14 protein-coding genes and 1 pseudogene are annotated in these 16,701 nt (G+C 55.7%); 1 reads left to right on the forward strand and 14 read right to left on the reverse strand.

All coding sequences use genetic code 11. The features are described from left to right. Nucleotides 1–6: 6 nt before the first annotated feature. The 14 genes and pseudogenes from icmH to tssA form a co-directional block, all read right to left on the reverse strand. Entirely contained in the window at nt 7–882 is an 876-nt protein-coding gene (gene icmH / locus ACCD02_RS24285) for a type IVB secretion system protein IcmH/DotU (RefSeq protein ID WP_413307653.1), read from the reverse strand. A 4-nt stretch (nt 883–886) separates the two neighbouring features. Then, complete coding sequence (tssK, locus tag ACCD02_RS24290; RefSeq protein WP_413307655.1) at nt 887–2,218, reverse strand: type VI secretion system baseplate subunit TssK; 1,332 nt, start codon at nt 2,216–2,218, stop codon at nt 887–889. Nucleotides 2,219–2,220: 2 nt separating this feature from the next. Then, nucleotides 2,221–2,718, reverse strand: coding sequence for a type VI secretion system lipoprotein TssJ (gene tssJ / locus ACCD02_RS24295; protein ID WP_413307658.1), 498 nt, complete (start codon nt 2,716–2,718; stop codon nt 2,221–2,223). A gap of 5 nt (nt 2,719–2,723) precedes the next feature. Continuing rightward, nucleotides 2,724–3,920, reverse strand: coding sequence for a type VI secretion system-associated FHA domain protein TagH (tagH, locus tag ACCD02_RS24300; protein WP_413307686.1), 1,197 nt, complete (start codon nt 3,918–3,920; stop codon nt 2,724–2,726). Between the two features lie 17 nt (nt 3,921–3,937). Further along, nucleotides 3,938–4,078, reverse strand: a complete 141-nt coding sequence (locus tag ACCD02_RS24305; protein ID WP_413307660.1) for a type VI secretion protein — start codon at nt 4,076–4,078, stop codon at nt 3,938–3,940. Nucleotides 4,079–4,165: 87 nt separating this feature from the next. Further along, nucleotides 4,166–5,683: a sigma-54 interaction domain-containing protein gene (locus ACCD02_RS24310; protein ID WP_413307689.1), complete on the reverse strand. Its 1,518-nt coding sequence runs from the start codon at nt 5,681–5,683 to the stop codon at nt 4,166–4,168. 10 nt (nt 5,684–5,693) lie between these two features. Then, entirely contained in the window at nt 5,694–8,300 is a 2,607-nt protein-coding gene (gene tssH, locus ACCD02_RS24315) for a type VI secretion system ATPase TssH (protein ID WP_413307663.1), read from the reverse strand. Then, nucleotides 8,293–9,321 (reverse strand): type VI secretion system baseplate subunit TssG, encoded by a 1,029-nt coding sequence (gene tssG / locus ACCD02_RS24320; protein ID WP_413307665.1) that lies wholly within the window; start codon nt 9,319–9,321, stop codon nt 8,293–8,295. The genes tssH and tssG overlap by 8 nt, the downstream gene beginning before the upstream one ends. Beyond that, nucleotides 9,285–11,072: a type VI secretion system baseplate subunit TssF gene (gene tssF / locus ACCD02_RS24325; protein WP_413307668.1), complete on the reverse strand. Its 1,788-nt coding sequence runs from the start codon at nt 11,070–11,072 to the stop codon at nt 9,285–9,287. Before tssF ends, tssG begins: the two co-directional genes overlap by 37 nt. A gap of 288 nt (nt 11,073–11,360) precedes the next feature. After that, nucleotides 11,361–11,438, reverse strand: a pseudogene (locus ACCD02_RS24330) (Rhs element Vgr protein); the annotation flags it as partial. Nucleotides 11,439–11,447: 9 nt separating this feature from the next. Then, nucleotides 11,448–11,855, reverse strand: a complete 408-nt coding sequence (tssE, locus tag ACCD02_RS24335) for a type VI secretion system baseplate subunit TssE (protein ID WP_413307671.1) — start codon at nt 11,853–11,855, stop codon at nt 11,448–11,450. A gap of 14 nt (nt 11,856–11,869) precedes the next feature. Continuing rightward, complete coding sequence (gene tssC / locus ACCD02_RS24340) at nt 11,870–13,345, reverse strand: type VI secretion system contractile sheath large subunit (protein ID WP_413307674.1); 1,476 nt, start codon at nt 13,343–13,345, stop codon at nt 11,870–11,872. A gap of 28 nt (nt 13,346–13,373) precedes the next feature. Beyond that, nucleotides 13,374–13,877, reverse strand: coding sequence for a type VI secretion system contractile sheath small subunit (gene tssB / locus ACCD02_RS24345; protein WP_413307677.1), 504 nt, complete (start codon nt 13,875–13,877; stop codon nt 13,374–13,376). A 31-nt stretch (nt 13,878–13,908) separates the two neighbouring features. After that, nucleotides 13,909–15,465 carry a type VI secretion system protein TssA gene (tssA, locus tag ACCD02_RS24350; RefSeq protein WP_413307680.1) on the reverse strand — a complete coding sequence of 519 codons (1,557 nt, stop codon included), beginning with the start codon at nt 15,463–15,465 and terminating at the stop codon, nt 13,909–13,911. Nucleotides 15,466–15,989: 524 nt separating this feature from the next. On the opposite strand from tssA, the gene ACCD02_RS24355 reads away from it, so the two are divergent. After that, complete coding sequence (locus ACCD02_RS24355) at nt 15,990–16,508, forward strand: Hcp family type VI secretion system effector (protein WP_413307683.1); 519 nt, start codon at nt 15,990–15,992, stop codon at nt 16,506–16,508. The last annotated feature ends 193 nt before the right edge of the window (nt 16,509–16,701 follow it).

Genomic DNA, 16,701 nt, shown 5'->3' on the forward strand with positions numbered 1-16,701 from the left:
TCCTGTTTACAACTGCGACTGCGGGCGTGCCGCTGACAGTTCCAACGGCTGATAAGGCTTGAGGACAGTTGAACGCTGTCCATCCAAGACCCACGCGAAGCCCGAATACATCGCTACCAGGCAAATGCCAGTGAACAGCAGCACCATCCACGTCGGGACGATGCGTACCAGACGACTGCGCTGATCACTCAAGCCTTCCCAGTGCGGTGAAAGGCCACGCGGAACGTCGCCGCGCAGTTGACGAATCTGCCGATACAAGGCATCACGAATACCTTCGAGCTCAAGCACGCCTCGCTCCTTGACGCGGTACTTGCCCTCAAAACCCAACGCCATACACAAGTACATGAGCTCCAGAATCGGCAGGTTCTTGACCGGGTTTTTTGTCAGTTCATCCAGCAAGCGGAAGAATTTCTCACCCCCGAATGTTTCATTGTGAAATCTGCTGAGCAGACTCATCTGCGACCATTGGCTTTCGTTGCCCCATGATGTGCTGACTACAGCTTCATCAATCACGGTGCAAAGTATGTAGCGGGCTGTCAGCACCATGCTGCTCTCCACGCCGCTGTGCAAAGCGCGGACATCAAACAACTTGAGCCCTTCGGTCAGGCTCTGGTTCAGCGCCAGCAGCTCTTCATTGACTTTGCTGTGCTTGAATCGCACCACTTGCGACAAGAGCTCGGAGGCTGCTGCCACCAGCAGGTTGAGACTGACGTTAAACGCCTCGGCGGGACGCAGGCGTGCGGCATATATCATCCGTTCTTCGAGTTGCTTGTAATCCGGAGGACTCTCATGGCTCGTCAACGCAGCCGACGCCGGAGAGTTACCCCGATGATCAAAAAGTACGGTTTTGTCATCCTGGTTGTATTCAATGTCCCTGGTCATGTGGTCAGCTCCTGATGGCCCAGAAATTCAATTCAAGCTCACTGAACTCACCTGAAACATGGAACGCGAAGCCTCCAGAACGCTGCAGTTGCTCCACATCTTCAGAGCTGAGCTCAAGAATGAAATAGGTTTTGTTGGCGTGGAATGCGATTTGCCGTGGCGCCACGGGCAAAGGCTTGACCTTGATTCCCGGGAGATGCAGGTTGACCAACTCACGGATACGCTCCACAGGCCCAACCTTGAGGTGTGCAGGCAAGCGATGGCGTAGCTCCTCAGGATCGCAGTTGGCAGTGGCCGCCAGCACGAATGAGGCCGCTCCCAACAATGTGTGATCGCGTAACGGAGAAACAGTAAGGTTATAGGGGCGCGATTGCAGTTCCAGTTCAATGGCGTGCCGCTCCAGTACCATCGACAACACCTGACGAATCTCGTCCATCAATGTACGGAAGCTCGCACCCTGGTCGCTGTGCTGGTAACGACTGTCAAGACGCGGGCGTTTACTGTCGCTGGAGAAAGTCGCCAGGTCACCCAACATGGCCAGCAACGTTCGATACAACTCTTCGGGATGCACCTGTTCCAGCCCCAGGTAATGGCGCAGCAATAACTCAGTGCGATTGATCAATTGCAGCATCATGAAGTCCCCGACTTCCGTCCCGCCTACCTTGCCGCTGGAGCGAATCCGCTCGGCGATGGCGTCGCCCCTGTGCCCAAGCATGCTGATGACTTCTTTGAGACACGACAGCAAGTAACTGGAAGCATGAGCCTGTATATAGGTTGGCACGAAGTCCGGATTGAGGCTGAGCGCGCCTTCGGGGGAAGTATCCAGCACTTCGCAGACCTTCAACTTGACGTATCCCTGGTCGTTCTGCCGGTCGCCGAGCAGTAGTTTGAAATCCGGACGCGCGCAACTAATTTGCCTGGAAGAGCTGTCGCCAGCATTGGAGTCGATCACTTCCCTTTCGTATACCTTGTAGCGGGCCAGCACGTCGGAATGCTCTTCGCGACGTGCTTCGACGTGATTCCCGCTGACCACTGGCAGCGCCAAATATATGGGGGTGCTCACGGTGTTACGAGGTACCTCGAGAAGTAGCGGTTCAATATCGCCTCCCAACTCAAATAGACTGCCGTCGGGCAAAACTCCAGAGGCATGGCTGATCACCACTTTGCCCGTATTGAGGTTCTGGACGTCGATTTCCAGCTTGAGAAACCCCCAGACGTAACCGCCCAGCAATGCCGTACGAATCTTTAACTGGTGATCGTAGTAGCGGTCGTTGTGCTGGAAGTGCTGCGGGCGCAGCAGCATACCTTCCTGCCAGATAACTTTGTGGGTCGTCATGCTTAGTCAGCCCTGGAGGCGAATGAATTGGTGTTGCGAATCCCGCTCTGATCGAGGGTCAAGTTGGCTTCGGTCACCCCGTCCTGGGTGACTTTCAGTGTGTGGCGCCATTTACTGTCCGGCAGACTCCGGTAGGCGGCCAGGACACCGACGTAGCGGCTGCCCTCTTCCACACTCAGCTTGAGTTCGACGGCTCCACCCGGGCGCAACTCCAGTTCCTCGGTCGCAATCAAGTCCGGTGCCAGGGCGTCTTTAGGGCGCTCGTAAAGGCTGAAGAAGTCAGCATTCTCGAAGGCGACCGGATGCTTCAGCTCGTACAGGCGTATGACGATCGGTGAGGGCCGACCGTTTAGGTCCGGGTTCAACTGATCGCTGGCCGTCAATTTGAGATTGAGCTTGGTGACCTGGGAATATGGCGACAACGTCGAACAACCGACCAGCACCATCAGGGCAGCCATCGCGGTTAGCATCTTGAGAAAAACAGTCGGGTGCGGGGGCATGCGTATCATCCTTGGTGATCGGTGTGGAGAGTGGAAATAAGGCGAACCTGCTCTTCGTAAACCTGGGCGAAGTCACGAGCCAGCATCCGCTCATTCCAGTCATCGTCTTGACATAGAGCCTGGTGATAACGGCTGTATGCTCTCCAGCGGCTGCCCGATGTCATCATCAGCGGCTTGCTGTCGCGCTCGAAACGCAGAGTCAGTTGCTGCGGAGAAAAGTGCTCCAGAACACCGCGAACAGCCGCGCGGCTGGCACTCACCAAGGCCACCTGATGAGCTTGCAAATCACGGAATGCGCGAGAGACAGCCTGTTCGGCAGACAACTGGCCTGGCTTATCGGGCTGCAACATCGCGCCTAATGCCTCACCTGCATCGACTGTAAATTTCAACGGGTTCTGCTGAACGCCATGGGCGATGGTTTGGGCGAGACGCAGTTCATTTTTAAGTTCGCTACGGGTACGCAAGCTCTGTTGCAAACCAGCGACGCTCTGCCTGAGCAGGCGGACTGCACTCAGTGCAAGTGCTTCGCGGGCGTCATGGTCGAGGGTTTTGACGTCGACACCCAGCACCGTACCAAAGTGCTCCCAAAACGCTTCGCCCAGGCGCGCTGGAGCCGGCGAAAGTGGTGCGGGTGTGGGTTCATTCGGCGGTGCGACCAACGCTGGCACCGTGAGATGCTCCATGTCCACGCGGGCGAAGTCCGCACGCCGATTGGCATCGTCGATTGTGGCGCTGGGGGAAATCAATTTATCGATTTCCGAATTTGCGCGCTTGTGCTTATCAAGGAGGTAGAGCGGATCGAGTTCGAGAAATGCATCATCCGGAATGACACTGCCCGCCGGTTGCGGACTGCCGGGCTCGAAGTCGATGGTCCCAGGGTCACGCACCAGAAGCGCGCGAATCTCGATATCACCCAGCATATACACGCTGCCATGTTCGATGCGTATCGGGTCACCCTTTTGCAACAGAGCGCCACTTGTGCGATCCCGAGTACCGTTGCGACTGGTATCGGTGAGGAAGAACGCGTCTGCGCGGTAACTGATCAGAGCATGCTGCTTGGACAGGTACCGCTCCTTGTCCGGAATGCACCAGTCGCAATCCTCTCCTCTGCCAATCACACCACCCGCCTGGTTGAAGGTCTTCTGACACAACTGCGGTGGCACAAACTGCTTGGCATGCAGTATTTCAAAAACCAGTTCCATCATGCTGTTCCCTGCGGTCACTTGCCGCGATTGACCGACTGCGGATCACCCAGCGGGCGATAGGCGTCGTCGTTGAATTTGTAATTGCCGCCACAGCCCCCCACACCGCACAGGACGGCGAGGGCCAGAAGGACGATTTGCCAGTGACGAACCATCATCAGAGGATCTCCATGAGTAAGCGAAAAACACCGGGCTTTTCAGATTGCGCAGCAAGGAGTGAAGGAGCGGAGATCGAGCGGTTTTGCCTACCCACTCAAATCACCACAATTGATATTCAGGCGATCAAGCCGATACAGCAGCGTGCGTCTTGGCAAGCCGAGTTCACGGGCACAAAGGGACTGGTTACCGGCGTTCTTGCGCAGGCAATCGATGAGTAAGCTGCGCTCTATCTGCATCAGTCGCTCACGAAAATTAAGGTCCGTATCTTCGGGCATGGCGGGTGGTCTGAGAGCGAAATGCTCCGGTCGCAGCTCGTCTCCCTCACAGAGCAAAACGGCGCGTTCGACCAGACCTTTGAGTTCGCGCACATTGCCGGGGAAGAGGTATCGGGATAGCTGATCAAGCGCAGCATCCGCCCAATGCAGCGGCTGACGCTGCAGGAAGGCGCAGGCTTTATCGGCAAAGTGTCGAGCCAGAATGAGAATGTCGCCCTGACGTTGGCGCAGGGGCGGCAGCTCAATGGGGAATTGCGCCAGGCGGTAGTAAAGGTCCTCGCGGAACTTCCCCTCGCTGACCAGCATCAACAAGTCTCGATGCGTCGCGGCGACAATGCGAACATCGACTTTATGAGTTTCTGTGGCACCGAGCGGACGAATCTCGCCCTCTTGCAGTACACGTAACAACTTGGCTTGGAGCGATAGCGGCATATCGCCGATTTCATCCAGCAGCAAAGTGCCGCCATTGGCCGCATCGAACAGCCCGGCACGGTCGCGGTCGGCACCAGTGAAGGCCCCCTTGCGATAACCGAACAGCTCGCTCTCGAGCAGACTGTCTGGAAACGCTGCGCAATTTTGCACAATGAAAGAGTGTGTACGTCGCGGCCCAAAATCGTGAATGGCCCGTGCAACCACCTCCTTGCCGGTACCGGTCTCGCCGAGTAACAACACTGTGTATGCGCTGTGTAGCACTTTGCTGATCAGTGAGCAGGTCTTACGTATGCTCTCGCTCTGCCCGACCAGGCCGTAATGGGTGTTACCTGGCACGGCGCCGGGCGCAGGTCGTGATTCATTGGAGGGCCGTTGTATGCGTTGCAGCATATGCAGCTGGCCAAGTGCGAACGATCCAAGCCAACCAAGGGAATCGGCAAAACCTTGCAAGTCGACATGTTGATGACTTGCGCACAATAGCAAACCCTCTACCGCTTTTTGTTGGTTGACGATCGGCACAATCAGGAGGGACTGCCACGCAAGGGCGAGCGGTGGCAAAAAAGTGGTTTCGTGCAGGCTCGCGCTTAGCCCTTCAAGGCATACCACACGGTTTTGGCACAGGACGAATTGCAACAACTGTTCACCACTGTAATCCGTCGGCCGACTCGATACCTCCCGAGTTTGCAAGATACCGTCCAGACACTCGACACTGAGCCCCAGGCAGGTATGGGTAGCATCGAGCAAATACAGTTGCGCCAACTCGCAACCGCTCAGTTCGGCCACCCCACGGGCAAAATTACCCAGCAACGAGTCACGATCCGCCACCCATGACAGACTGGTGAGTTGCGCCAGCAAGGTTTCGGCATAGACCACTGGCTGAGCTATTCGAGTAAGCATTTCGTTCACGTCAAACGAACTCGCAAGCCACGCGGTTACCATCAAGGGTCGCGTGGACGCGCTTGAGGCTTTCCCCGGTAACCATCGCGTCAAGTAATCGGTCGGCCACTGCGGGCAGCACATACTGATCAAGTAAATGGTCGATAAAACGCGCACCGCTATCGACTTGGGTGCAGCGCTCAGCCAGGTGATCAACCAGTTTCTGGCAATAAGTGAAATCAAGCTGGCGGCGATTAAATCGTTCACCCAGACGACCGAGTTTCATCTCGACCAATTCGCGCAAAACCACGCCTGCCACCGGGTAATAGGGCACGACGCGCATGCGCGCCAATAATGCCGGCTTGAAGTGTGCGCTGAGGATCGGTCGGATGGTTTCTTCAAGCACGTCGACTGTCGGTCGTGCGCTCGTTTTGCAAAGGGTACTGATCTGCTCGCTGCCAAGGTTCGACGTCATCAGGATCAGGGTGTTGCGAAAATCAATCTCACGCCCCTCTCCATCATTAGCCACCCCTTTATCAAAGATTTGATAGAACAGATTGAGCACATCAGGGTCAGCCTTCTCGACCTCGTCGAGTAGCACGACAGAGTATGGTTTCTGCCGTACGGCCTCGGTAAGCATGCCGCCCTCTCCATAGCCGACGTAACCCGGAGGTGCACCGATCAGGCGCGAAACTGTGTGCTTTTCCTGGAATTCGGACATGTTGATCGTGGTCATGAAACGATCACCGCCATACAGCAAATCAGCAATCGCCAATGCAGTTTCGGTCTTGCCTACACCGCTAGGCCCCACCAGCAGGAACACGCCCACAGGTGCGTCGGGTTTATTCAGCCCCGCAGCGGTAGCCCGTATCGAGCGATCAAGGGCGTGAACCGCCTGTTCCTGGCCGAGAATGCGGCCACGCATATCCGCAGCGAAGCTGGCGACCTTGACGTTATGCTCACGCGCGAGCTGCGTAATAGGCACACCCGTCCAGGCGCTGACCACTTCGGCCACCAGGCGCGGGCAAACTTCGAAGCTGACCAGCCGCTCTTTGGCTTGAGCCTGGATCAAGGCAAGATGGATTTCATTGAGCGATGTTTCCAGAGCGGCTACGCGTTGCATGCTCCCCGACGTAACGGTTTCGCTCACACCCTCGGCGCTACATGCCTCCCTGGCCCGGGACAGTTGTCGACGCAGTTCCAGCAGATGCTCAGCCAGTGATTTTTGTTCGGTCCAAAGCGCGTCTATCTCGAGCAATTCATTCTCGGCTTCAGCCAGACGTGCCCCCAAGGTACTCAAAGCCTCATGGTCGATGGGCAGACCAGCCTCGGCATCGCGATTCAGCGCTTGACGCTGACGCCTGCCTTCGGCCAGTTCGCCGCGCAATTGCTCAAGCCTTTGCGGGGCTGCGACAAGGCTGATGCGCACGCGAGCGCAAGCCGTATCGAGGACATCGACGGCTTTGTCCGGTAGCTGACGTCCCGCCAGGTAACGGGCAGACAACTCGGCGGCTGCGACCACGGCATCATCACGCAGATAAATACCGTGACTCTTTTCGTAGACCTGAGCCAGACCACGCAAAATGGTTACTGCGTCTCTGATGGTAGGCTCGTGCAGTTGCACCGGCTGAAAGCGACGGGCCAAGGCCGGATCTTTTTCGAAGTACTTTTTGTATTCCGTCCAGGTGGTCGCGGCAATCGTGCGTAATTCTCCACGAGCCAGGACTGGCTTGAGCAAGTTGGCCGCATCGGAGCCACCGGCATTGCCTCCCGCGCCGATCAACATGTGGGCCTCGTCGATAAACAGGATGATCGGTATCGGCGACGCCTTGATCTCGTCGATCACCCCTTTGAGGCGACGTTCAAATTCGCCCTTTATGCTTGCACCAGCCTGCAAGAGCCCCATATCGAGGGACAGCAACTCTACATCCTTGAGGACTTGCGGCACTTCACCGGCGGCGATACGCAAGGCGAGTCCTTCGACGACCGCCGTTTTGCCGACGCCAGCTTCACCCACGACAATCGGGTTGTTCTTGCGCCGGCGTGCAAGGATGTCGACCATCAGACGAATCGCGCCGTCGCGACACAACACCGGATCGAGTCTGCCGTCACGGGCTTGTTGAGTCAGATTGTAAGTGAAGCGCTCCAGCAGCGACTCGCCGGGCTTCGTCGGTTTAGAGGGTGATTCATACTGCGACAGCGCGAACTCTTTCAGCCGATCGGCGCTTAGCCTGGCCAGCAATGGCTGGTAGCGAGTTCCTGCATAGCGCATCGGATTGCGCAACAACGCGAGAATCAATGCGGCCTGTTCGACCTGGGTCTGCCCCAACTCCAGGTTGGCGAGCAGCAATGCATCCTCCAGCCACTGTATAAGCTCCGGCGCGAAAACAGGGTTGCGCGAAGCGCTCTGCTCCAGCTGTGGCTGCAGGGCGACACTCAATTCGCCAACGTCTACCTGCGCGTCCTGCAATGCAAGGGCGAGCATGCTTTGCGGTCGCTCGAGCAACTCCAGCAGCAAGTCCTCAAGAAGTACTTTGCTACCGCCACGAGCAACGCAGCGCTCGGCCGAACGTTCAAGGTCACGTCGAGTTTCGGCTTCCAGCGCCTGAATCAGTTGTTGCAGGTCAACGTTACTCATGTCTGATACTTCCTAAATGGATTTTGCTGCCCAAGATCACTACGCCATTCGCCTTTTCGCGGCCCAGCCAACTGGTCCAGCCCAGGTGACAGGTGTTCTGTTCACCGATGCGCAGGTCGCGGATTTCCTCCTGGCAAAGAACAAGGCGAATGTCGTAATCGAGCGGATCACGCAGGCTGAAACGCACCAGTGCACAGAGGGGCTGATAGCCGGAACCAACGGGCAGAAACTCGTGAAAACGCTGCCAGTCCAGCTCGGCGATGTGGATACGGAACTTGCCGCTGCGGTCGCATACGTATTCGCCGAGCACCAAGTCTTCGCTGAGCACGCTGTTGCCGCCGCCCAGTCGGTTACGCTGCTCATGGAGAATTTGCACACGACGTTGGACACACTGTTCGATGAACAACTCTTCGTGCTTGAAGTAGTAACGCAGTACCGCTTCGATCAGGGCTGCCGAGTGCGCCCGCAGGCTGAGCAATCCGAGGTACGGCAGCAGGCGTTTCCAGTTCAGGTCCTTGGACTTGCGGATCTCCTCGCCACCAAGACCTACGAGTGCAAAAAGCTGCGCGGAGAAAGGGTCCAACGCGCCACTGCGGAAGCTCGCGCGATAGCGATATTTGCGCCAGATCGGCAACAACAATCGTTGAAGACGATCATGGAACAGATCGAGAAAGCTACGTGTCGGGTTGCCGTCCTCGCTGTCGCCTAAAGCCTGTTCACCATAAAACGCTGGCAGTGGCGAACCGGAGCCAACCAGGCTGATCAGATTGAAGCGCAGGCGAGCGCGCAGTTGCCCATGTTCTTCGAAAAACATCACTCGATCGACGTCACTGCCGGGGAAGCCAAAACTCGGGTTGGCCTGAAACTCCAATTGCTCGTACAACTCGTCTTCGCTCAAATGCGGATGCGCATCGCGAAGGCGATCTATCACTAACGCCACGGCCTGAAACAATGAGTATTCGCGTATGCATCGGGTCAGCCCGCTCAGAGCAGAGGCTGTTGGCCCATTCGGGGCGTCCATTCGTAAACCTCTCCTTGTTTACTGATTACCCGCAGCTCGTGATACGAGTTGAGGCTGGCGTAAAGTGCGAAAAACTCGTTAAGCACCGAGGCGAAAACGAACAGATCGCCTTCGCCGATATAACCTTCAGGATCGATGCTCAACTCCGTGCGCACCCCGCGCACCGGCAACCCCTGATACAGGCGATCCACTGGCCAGTGTTTGATTGATTTGAGCCCGCCAAGCAGCCGCTTACTGACTCGCTCGGCGTGCTGGTCGTAATAGCGCGGCAGATCATAGGTTTCGAGAATCACCTTGAGTGCGTTGACGTCTGCCAACGACAGGTAGTTGAGCGACATATTGCTGATCAGCTTCCACAGGAAGTCGTGGTTCAGCGGCGGCGCAAAGCTCGGCGTGGCCTTGGTGATATTGCGAAAACTGAGAAACTCGGGAGTACCCTGGCAAGATTGGTTGATTTGCCCCAGCTTGAGCTTGCTAGGCAGGTTCTGATTGGTACACATCAACTCGATCGACAGCGTTTGGTGAGCGTCCGGGTGACAAGTGCCAAAACTCAAGTAAGTGTCGAGACCGTCATGCGACAGGGAAGAACGATGTCGAATGCTGTAATGCCGGCGGGCATGGGGGACGTCGAAACTGGGGTCGTGCGCAAACGACTCAAACGGCACGTACTCCTCGTAATCGACTCCGCCCGGATTCCAGCCAGTAATGCCGTTGACGGAAAACACTCCGCAGTTTTCGAGATCGAATTCAGCAGGCAACAGGAGATACTCGTCCTGTTTGCCATCCAGGCGAATTGGCAGAGCATGATGCTCGAACAGGTTGGCGATTGGCGTGCAGTGCAGTTTCACGTTATCCAGAGTGGGACGCACATGCTGTATGCCACCTTTGCGAATATCGAAGCGCAACTCCAGGCCACACATCTGCTTGAGGCTGTCCTTTGGCAACGCATTGAACAGGCCCAGACCGTTGATATCGACGAAAAGGAACTTGTCCTGGAAGGCGAAATACTCCTGCAGATAGCGATATCCGCGGAAGGTGTTTAGCGGATAGGGGATTAACGCCTCGTCCTCGGCAAAACCAACAGGTTGCACATGGTTGGCGGGCAACTTGAAAGCCAGAGGCTTGCCATCGATGCCATTAACAGGCTTGCCGGCTCCGTCCAGGGGAATCAACTCGATGTCTTTCAGATGGCGTAAAAGGTTGAGATAGAGCATCTGACTGATATAGCGCTCACCGCAGAAGTGTAGGCGAAGACGACTCAGCTCCAACTCGCCAAGGTGCCCTTCAGCACTTACTTCCACACGCAGGCTCAACAATGATTCTTCGCCTTTTACCGAGTAGTTCAGCGCTGCCAGACGCAGCGGCAGCACTTCGGTGGCGTAGCAGGTACGGAAGCGGCAGATCACACCGTCGACTTTCGAACTCTCGACCGGCGTATCACGCGCAACGGTCCGCGCAGGCCCCGCACGCTCCAGTGGGTCAAACTGCAAAATGCTGAACGAGGGCAGTGGCCGCATATAGTTGGGCCATAGCAGTTGCATCAGTGAGTGGCTAAGCTCTGGCAACTCGTCATCAAGCTTCTGCCGCAAACGGCCTGTCAGGAAGGCAAAGCCCTCAAGTAACCGCTCCACATCAGGATCCCGCCCGGACTGCCCCAGGAACGGCGCAAGCGCAGGGCTACGCTCGGCGAAACGGCGACCCAGTTGGCGAAGTGCGGTAAGTTCGCTTTGGTAGTAGTGGTTAAAGGACACGGTGTATATCCCTGATAGTGGAACTCATTAGTAAAGCGCCCTGTAGTGCGTTGTCGCAGGGATGGCAGCTATTTGCCCTGCCATGTGCTAATGCGATTACAGGACCCGTACACCGCACATCTTTTATAGGTCGACAAAAATCGCCCGACACCGGATGTGCAGGTCCGTAAATCACAAAGGCAATCACGTAAAACAAGTTTAATAAGCGCGGCGATAGACAGACTGTCTTTGAAAATCTGCTGTCCGGCTCTCCCCTTGGCGTGTCAAATTTCTCCGTCAGAACACACTGATGATCGGATTGCTGCCGTGACCAACGTGTGGGCAGGCAGTTGAGTCTGTGACACGCGCTGCGGGCTTACCGGACATGGAGTCTCCTTAATTAATTTTGATTTGGCCGCCGCCATCCAGGCGCGCGGCGAAACTGACCTGGGACTTGAAACCATCAACTTCCAATAAGCCCTCAATACTGAATGACAGGCGAAGTTGATCGTTATCGCGCGGCAGGGAAATAACCTGCACGTTGCTCAAGCGTGGCTCATAGGCTTCAATAAAGCGTTCGATGGCCCGGCGGGCTTGACTCAGAGCGTCGTGCAGACTAAGACGCATATCATTGAGATCCGGTAGCCCGTAGTCGGCCAGCGTTTGCACGCTGCCCGCGCGGGTACTGAGCATCTTGGCAAGGTGGGCAGCCACCGAAGCCGTCGCAGAGGCCTCGCGGCTCCATTTGACACGTTTTTCCGCATCACCGTTCAGCCGTTCGAAAAGGCTGCCATACCCACTCATGAGTCAAACTCCGCTTACTCTTTGTCCAGCTTGCCAACCAGCGACAGCGTGAAATCAGCCCCCATGTACTTGAAGTGTGGGCGCACGTTCAGGCTGACGCGGTACCAGCCCGGCTCACCATCAACATCGCTGACGACGATTTGTGCCGCTCGCAACGGACGACGACCACGAACTTCAGCACCAGGGTTTTCCTGGTCGGCAACATACTGGCGAATCCATTTATTAAGTTCCAATTCGAGGTCAGTGCGCTCCTTCCATGAACCTAGTTGTTCACGCTGAAGTACTTTCAGGTAATGGGCCAAACGGTTGACTATCATCATGTAAGGCAATTGGCTGCCGAGCTTGTAATTCAGCTCGGCGACTTTGCCTTCGGCGCTGTTGCCGAACAATTTCGGCTTCTGCACGGAGCTTGCGGAGAAGAATGCCGCGTTATCGGAACCTTTACGCATTGTCAGGGAGATGAAGCCCTCCTCGGCCAGTTCGTATTCTCGACGATCAGAAACCAATACCTCGGTCGGAATCTTGGTTTCAATCTCGCCCATGCTTTCGAAGTGGTGCAACGGTAGGTCTTCGACCGCACCGCCGCTCTGTGGGCCGACGATGTTCGGGCACCAACGGAACTTGGCAAAACTGTCGGTCAGCCTTGTGCCAAACGCGTATGCGGTATTGCCCCACAAATAGTGCTCGTGGCTGTTGACAACGTTTTCTTTGTATACGAATGATTTGACCGGATTTTCTTCAGGATCGTATGGGTTGCGCAGGAGGAAACGCGGCAAGGTGAGACCCACGTAACGAGAATCTTCAGACTGGCGGAAGCTCTGCCACTTGGCAAATTGCGGGCCATCGAAATGATCCTTCAAATCTTTGAGGTCCGGCAGGCCGGTAAAGCTCTCCAAGCCAAAAAATTTCGGGCCGGCAGCAGCAATGAATGGTGCATGAGACATGCACGCCACACTAGACACGTACTGCATTAACTTCACGTCTGGCGAACTTGGGGATATGAAATAATTTGCAATGACTGCGCCCACCGGCTGACCACCGAACTGACCGTACTCCGCAGTGTAGATATGCTTGTACAAGCCCGCCTGGGTTACTTCCGGGGAGTCCTCGAAATCGTCCAGCAGGTCGTCTTTGGAGACGTTGAGGATTTCGATCTTGATGTTTTCACGGAAGTTGGTGCGTTCGACCAACAACTGCAAGCCACGCCAGGACGACTCAAGTGCCTGAAAGTCAGGGTGATGAAGAATCTCGTCCATCTGATGACTGAGCTTGGCGTCGATCTCGGCAATCATACGGTCAACCATGGCTTTCTTGACCGGTTCACCGTCGTTCTGTGGCTTGAGCAGCTCCTCGATGAATGCTGATACGCCACGTTTGGCTATACCGTAGGCTTCGTCGTCCGGAGTCAGACGTGTTTCGGCGATGATACTGTCGAGAATACTGTACCCGCTGTTCTCGGCTTTACTCTGTTGTGCTGCGCTGATAGTCATAGTGTCGGTTTCCTTCGCTGATACAAACTCAAGCGTTCTGCGTTGCGTGATTCAAGCCCAGCTCACCCAATACGCGGGTACGGGATTCGTCATCGGCAAGAGCGCCTTCGATGGCTTTGCGGAACGCGGGCGCATTACCCAGCGGCCCCTTGAGCGCTACCAAAGCGTCACGCAGCTCCATCAGTTTTTTCAGCTCAGGTACCTGCGCGACCAGGCTCGCCGGGTTAAAGTCCTTCATCGCGTCGATACACACTTCTATCGCCAACTCTTCAGGCCCACCCTCTTCCTGCAGACGATTTGGCACGCTCAGTTGCAGCCGCAGCTCCTGCTTGGCCAGCACTTCGTCAAATGTCACTTTGTCAATGTTGATCGGTTTACGATCTTCAACTTTGCGCTCATCTTTACGATGGGTGTAGTCACCTATTGCCAGCAGTTTCAGTGGCAGCTCTATCTCCTCCTGAGCACCGCCGGTCGCGGGCTTGAAAGTGACATTGATGCGTTCTTTAGGGGCTACGGAGCCTTGTTTGGCCATAGCTTTTCTCCTAGCGTTGGGGCCCAGGGGCCTATTCAAGTACCACTTCGAGGTCGAGATGGCACAGCCTGCGATAAATCTCATCTTTGCACTCACGCACGGCCTGGTTTTGCGGCAGCAACTCGCAGCAGCTATGCAGCAACTGCAAGACATCCAGCGCAAGATCTGGCTCCCAGACAATCAGACCTGAGTTCTGCAATGTCTGGTCCAGCGTTTCGAGTTGGGTCTTGGCCAGTTCGTATTTTTTGGCCATGAAGCACAGACGGGCGAGAGAGAACTGCCAGAAAAATCGGACGCGTCCACCGTGAGCGGTTTGCAGGCCTTGCTTGAAGATCTGCACCGCGACCTTGAGGCCGTCCTTGCGCAAAATGGGTAGGACATCATCGAGCGCCTGCTCCCAAGCAGGCTGGGTGTCCGAGACCTCAACCTTGCGCGGCGCACTTTTCGCTTGCAGGTGCGACATCACGCTCGCGCTGATCCATGCGCGAGTAGCTGGATCAGCAAATGGGATACCATCGTGGTAGCGCAACTCGATGATGCCGGGCAGACGCTGGATCAACAGCGCGAAATGGATTTCTACTTCACGCATAGCCATCTCGGCATTCAGCCGTTGCAGGCATTCCCACACCATTCGGTGGCCGTCAAACCAGAATGGCGCCTTTGCCAGACTAGCCTCCATCTCGACCAAAAGATCGGCATATTCGCCCCTGTCATAGCGATCCTGATAGGCCTTGAGTTTGTCGGTTGGCAACCCGCGCAATGCGGTGATTTGCTCGGCGTTGCGTTCGGGAAGCACATCTATCGGCAGCCACAACAAGGTACGATTGAGGCGCAGGGCACGCAGATCAGTGGCCTTCTGCTTGAGCCACCACGCACACAACGGGCGCGCGCCCTCCTGTTGAGCCCGAAGCGCCTTATTGGCTTCCTTCTCGCTATCGATCAACACACCTGCGGCGAACAACTGATTTGCAACCTGTTTGACTTGGGCAACGGCAGCGCCCACCACCCCAGGATCCGGTTGGTTATCAGCAGCCCGCTGGAGCATATTTTTCAGACGACGACAGATCGGTAGCAGTAGCGGCGCTTCATCACCCAGGCACTCCGTGCATACGGCATCAAGCCCCTCAAGGTGTTCCAGCAGGCGACGAAACAGTGGTAGCTGTTCTTTAACCGCAACATTCTCATTGAGAACCTGCTCAAGACGAGGCACCAACCAGCCAATGGCCGCTGCACGCGTACGAGCCTTGCGTGGGTAAACATCTGCCCAGTGGTTTTCGCAAAGCCGATGGAGCAGCCCGAGACCCGCCATGAGCCCCTGAAAAGACTCACATTGGTATAAGGCCCATACCAGCCAGGCAGCTACACGCAAATCCTTGGATTGGGAGCGAAGCAGGTCCTCACTGTTTTCACGAATTTTCAGCCAGTCAATCTGACCACTTTCGTGCATGGACTGGGCTTTACTCAGCTCGCTTTCCAATGCCTCATACTCACTGCAAAAGCGCACGTCTTCACCCGCAAAACTTTTGCTGGAGACTGAGGCTTTTGCGAGTGCCAGGTAATGAGCAGAAAGCTTACTGGAATACGTCATCTGTGCTCTATGGTTAAGACTACGTTGATTTAGGTTTGATTAGTGGCCGTACCTTCAATCACATTACTGACAGGAGGCGCATGGCGAAAAAAACCAATGCCATATATGAAATGCGATTAACGCTCGCACCACAACAGGACAAATCCGAAAACCCTGTAGGAATTATCTCGAACATCTATCGCTCGTTATTCGCCACATAAAAACAACATCATATAGCCACTATGCGCAAGATGCTGCGCATATAAATATAAATACACCGATAAAAAGTCCGCCACCTAGCAAGTACTTAAAGGAATATGGAAAGCTGCGCAACAAGTGGCACTGGCATGCGCAAACTGTTGCGCACTTTCGCACGAAAAAACATTTGAGTTTACGATGCAGAACAACATTCCCCTTCTCCCAACCCCGGTTTATCTAGCCCTGACCGTTTCTGGCACGGAACTTGGCAATACATATGAACTCGGTAGCCACTATCTATCTGCCGGGTCGGTATAAACCGAAAAAACTCATCAAGGAGTACAACCATGGCTACACCCGCGTACATGTCCGTCACAGGGGAAAAGCAAGGCCTGATCACCGCTGGCGCTTTCACGTCCGATTCGGTAGGCAATACCTATCAGGAGGGCCATGAAGACCAGGTCATGATTCAGGCCTTCAGCCACGACGTAATCATTCCGCGAGATCCACAGTCCGGGCAGCCTACCGGCCAGCGTATCCACAAACCCGCGACCATCACCAAGGTTTTCGACAAGTCTTCGCCGTTACTGCAAGCGGCCCTGACCACTGGCGAGCGCATTACCGAGATCGTCATCCAGTGGTACCGCACTTCCGGCAAAGGTGTCCAGGAGCACTACTACACCACCAAGCTGGAGGACGCGATCATCGTCGCTATCAACAACACGATGCACAACTGCCAAGACCCGGACAATGCGCAGTTCACGCATCTGGAAGAGGTGCAGTTCACCTACCGCAAAATCACCTGGACTCACGAAGTCTCCGGAACCTCTGGCTCCGATGACTGGCGTGTACCCGTCGCAGGCTGATCGACTCCTGTATCGACCAGCGCTGCTGGTCGGTACTTTTTCGCTTTTTAAGATTTTTTGCGTTTGCCATCGCCCTTCGGGTCATTGGCAAACGCCTAGACCTCAATAGGAACAAGGGATGTTCGCGCCAGCCAATCAAACTCACTTCTCTTTGACCATCGAGGGCTTTGCCAGCGATTTGCAGGTAGCGTCC

The organism is Pseudomonas sp. Pseusp88 (genome assembly GCF_047303955.1).
GTDB lineage: Bacteria > Pseudomonadota > Gammaproteobacteria > Pseudomonadales > Pseudomonadaceae > Aquipseudomonas.

Excerpts from the sequence above, each read along its gene's own strand:
- icmH (WP_413307653.1), bottom strand. The coding sequence starts at position 882 with ATGACCAGGGACATTGAATACAACCAGGATGACAAAACCGTACTTTTT.
- tssK (WP_413307655.1), bottom strand. The coding sequence starts at position 2,218 with ATGACGACCCACAAAGTTATCTGGCAGGAAGGTATGCTGCTGCGCCCG.
- tssJ (WP_413307658.1), bottom strand. The coding sequence starts at position 2,718 with ATGCCCCCGCACCCGACTGTTTTTCTCAAGATGCTAACCGCGATGGCT.
- tagH (WP_413307686.1), bottom strand. The coding sequence starts at position 3,920 with ATGGAACTGGTTTTTGAAATACTGCATGCCAAGCAGTTTGTGCCACCG.
- ACCD02_RS24305 (WP_413307660.1), bottom strand. The coding sequence starts at position 4,078 with ATGATGGTTCGTCACTGGCAAATCGTCCTTCTGGCCCTCGCCGTCCTG.
- ACCD02_RS24310 (WP_413307689.1), bottom strand. The coding sequence starts at position 5,683 with ATGCTTACTCGAATAGCTCAGCCAGTGGTCTATGCCGAAACCTTGCTG.
- tssH (WP_413307663.1), bottom strand. The coding sequence starts at position 8,300 with ATGAGTAACGTTGACCTGCAACAACTGATTCAGGCGCTGGAAGCCGAA.
- tssG (WP_413307665.1), bottom strand. The coding sequence starts at position 9,321 with ATGGACGCCCCGAATGGGCCAACAGCCTCTGCTCTGAGCGGGCTGACC.
- tssE (WP_413307671.1), bottom strand. The coding sequence starts at position 11,855 with ATGAGTGGGTATGGCAGCCTTTTCGAACGGCTGAACGGTGATGCGGAA.
- tssC (WP_413307674.1), bottom strand. The coding sequence starts at position 13,345 with ATGACTATCAGCGCAGCACAACAGAGTAAAGCCGAGAACAGCGGGTAC.
- tssB (WP_413307677.1), bottom strand. The coding sequence starts at position 13,877 with ATGGCCAAACAAGGCTCCGTAGCCCCTAAAGAACGCATCAATGTCACT.
- tssA (WP_413307680.1), bottom strand. The coding sequence starts at position 15,465 with ATGACGTATTCCAGTAAGCTTTCTGCTCATTACCTGGCACTCGCAAAA.
- ACCD02_RS24355 (WP_413307683.1), top strand. The coding sequence starts at position 15,990 with ATGGCTACACCCGCGTACATGTCCGTCACAGGGGAAAAGCAAGGCCTG.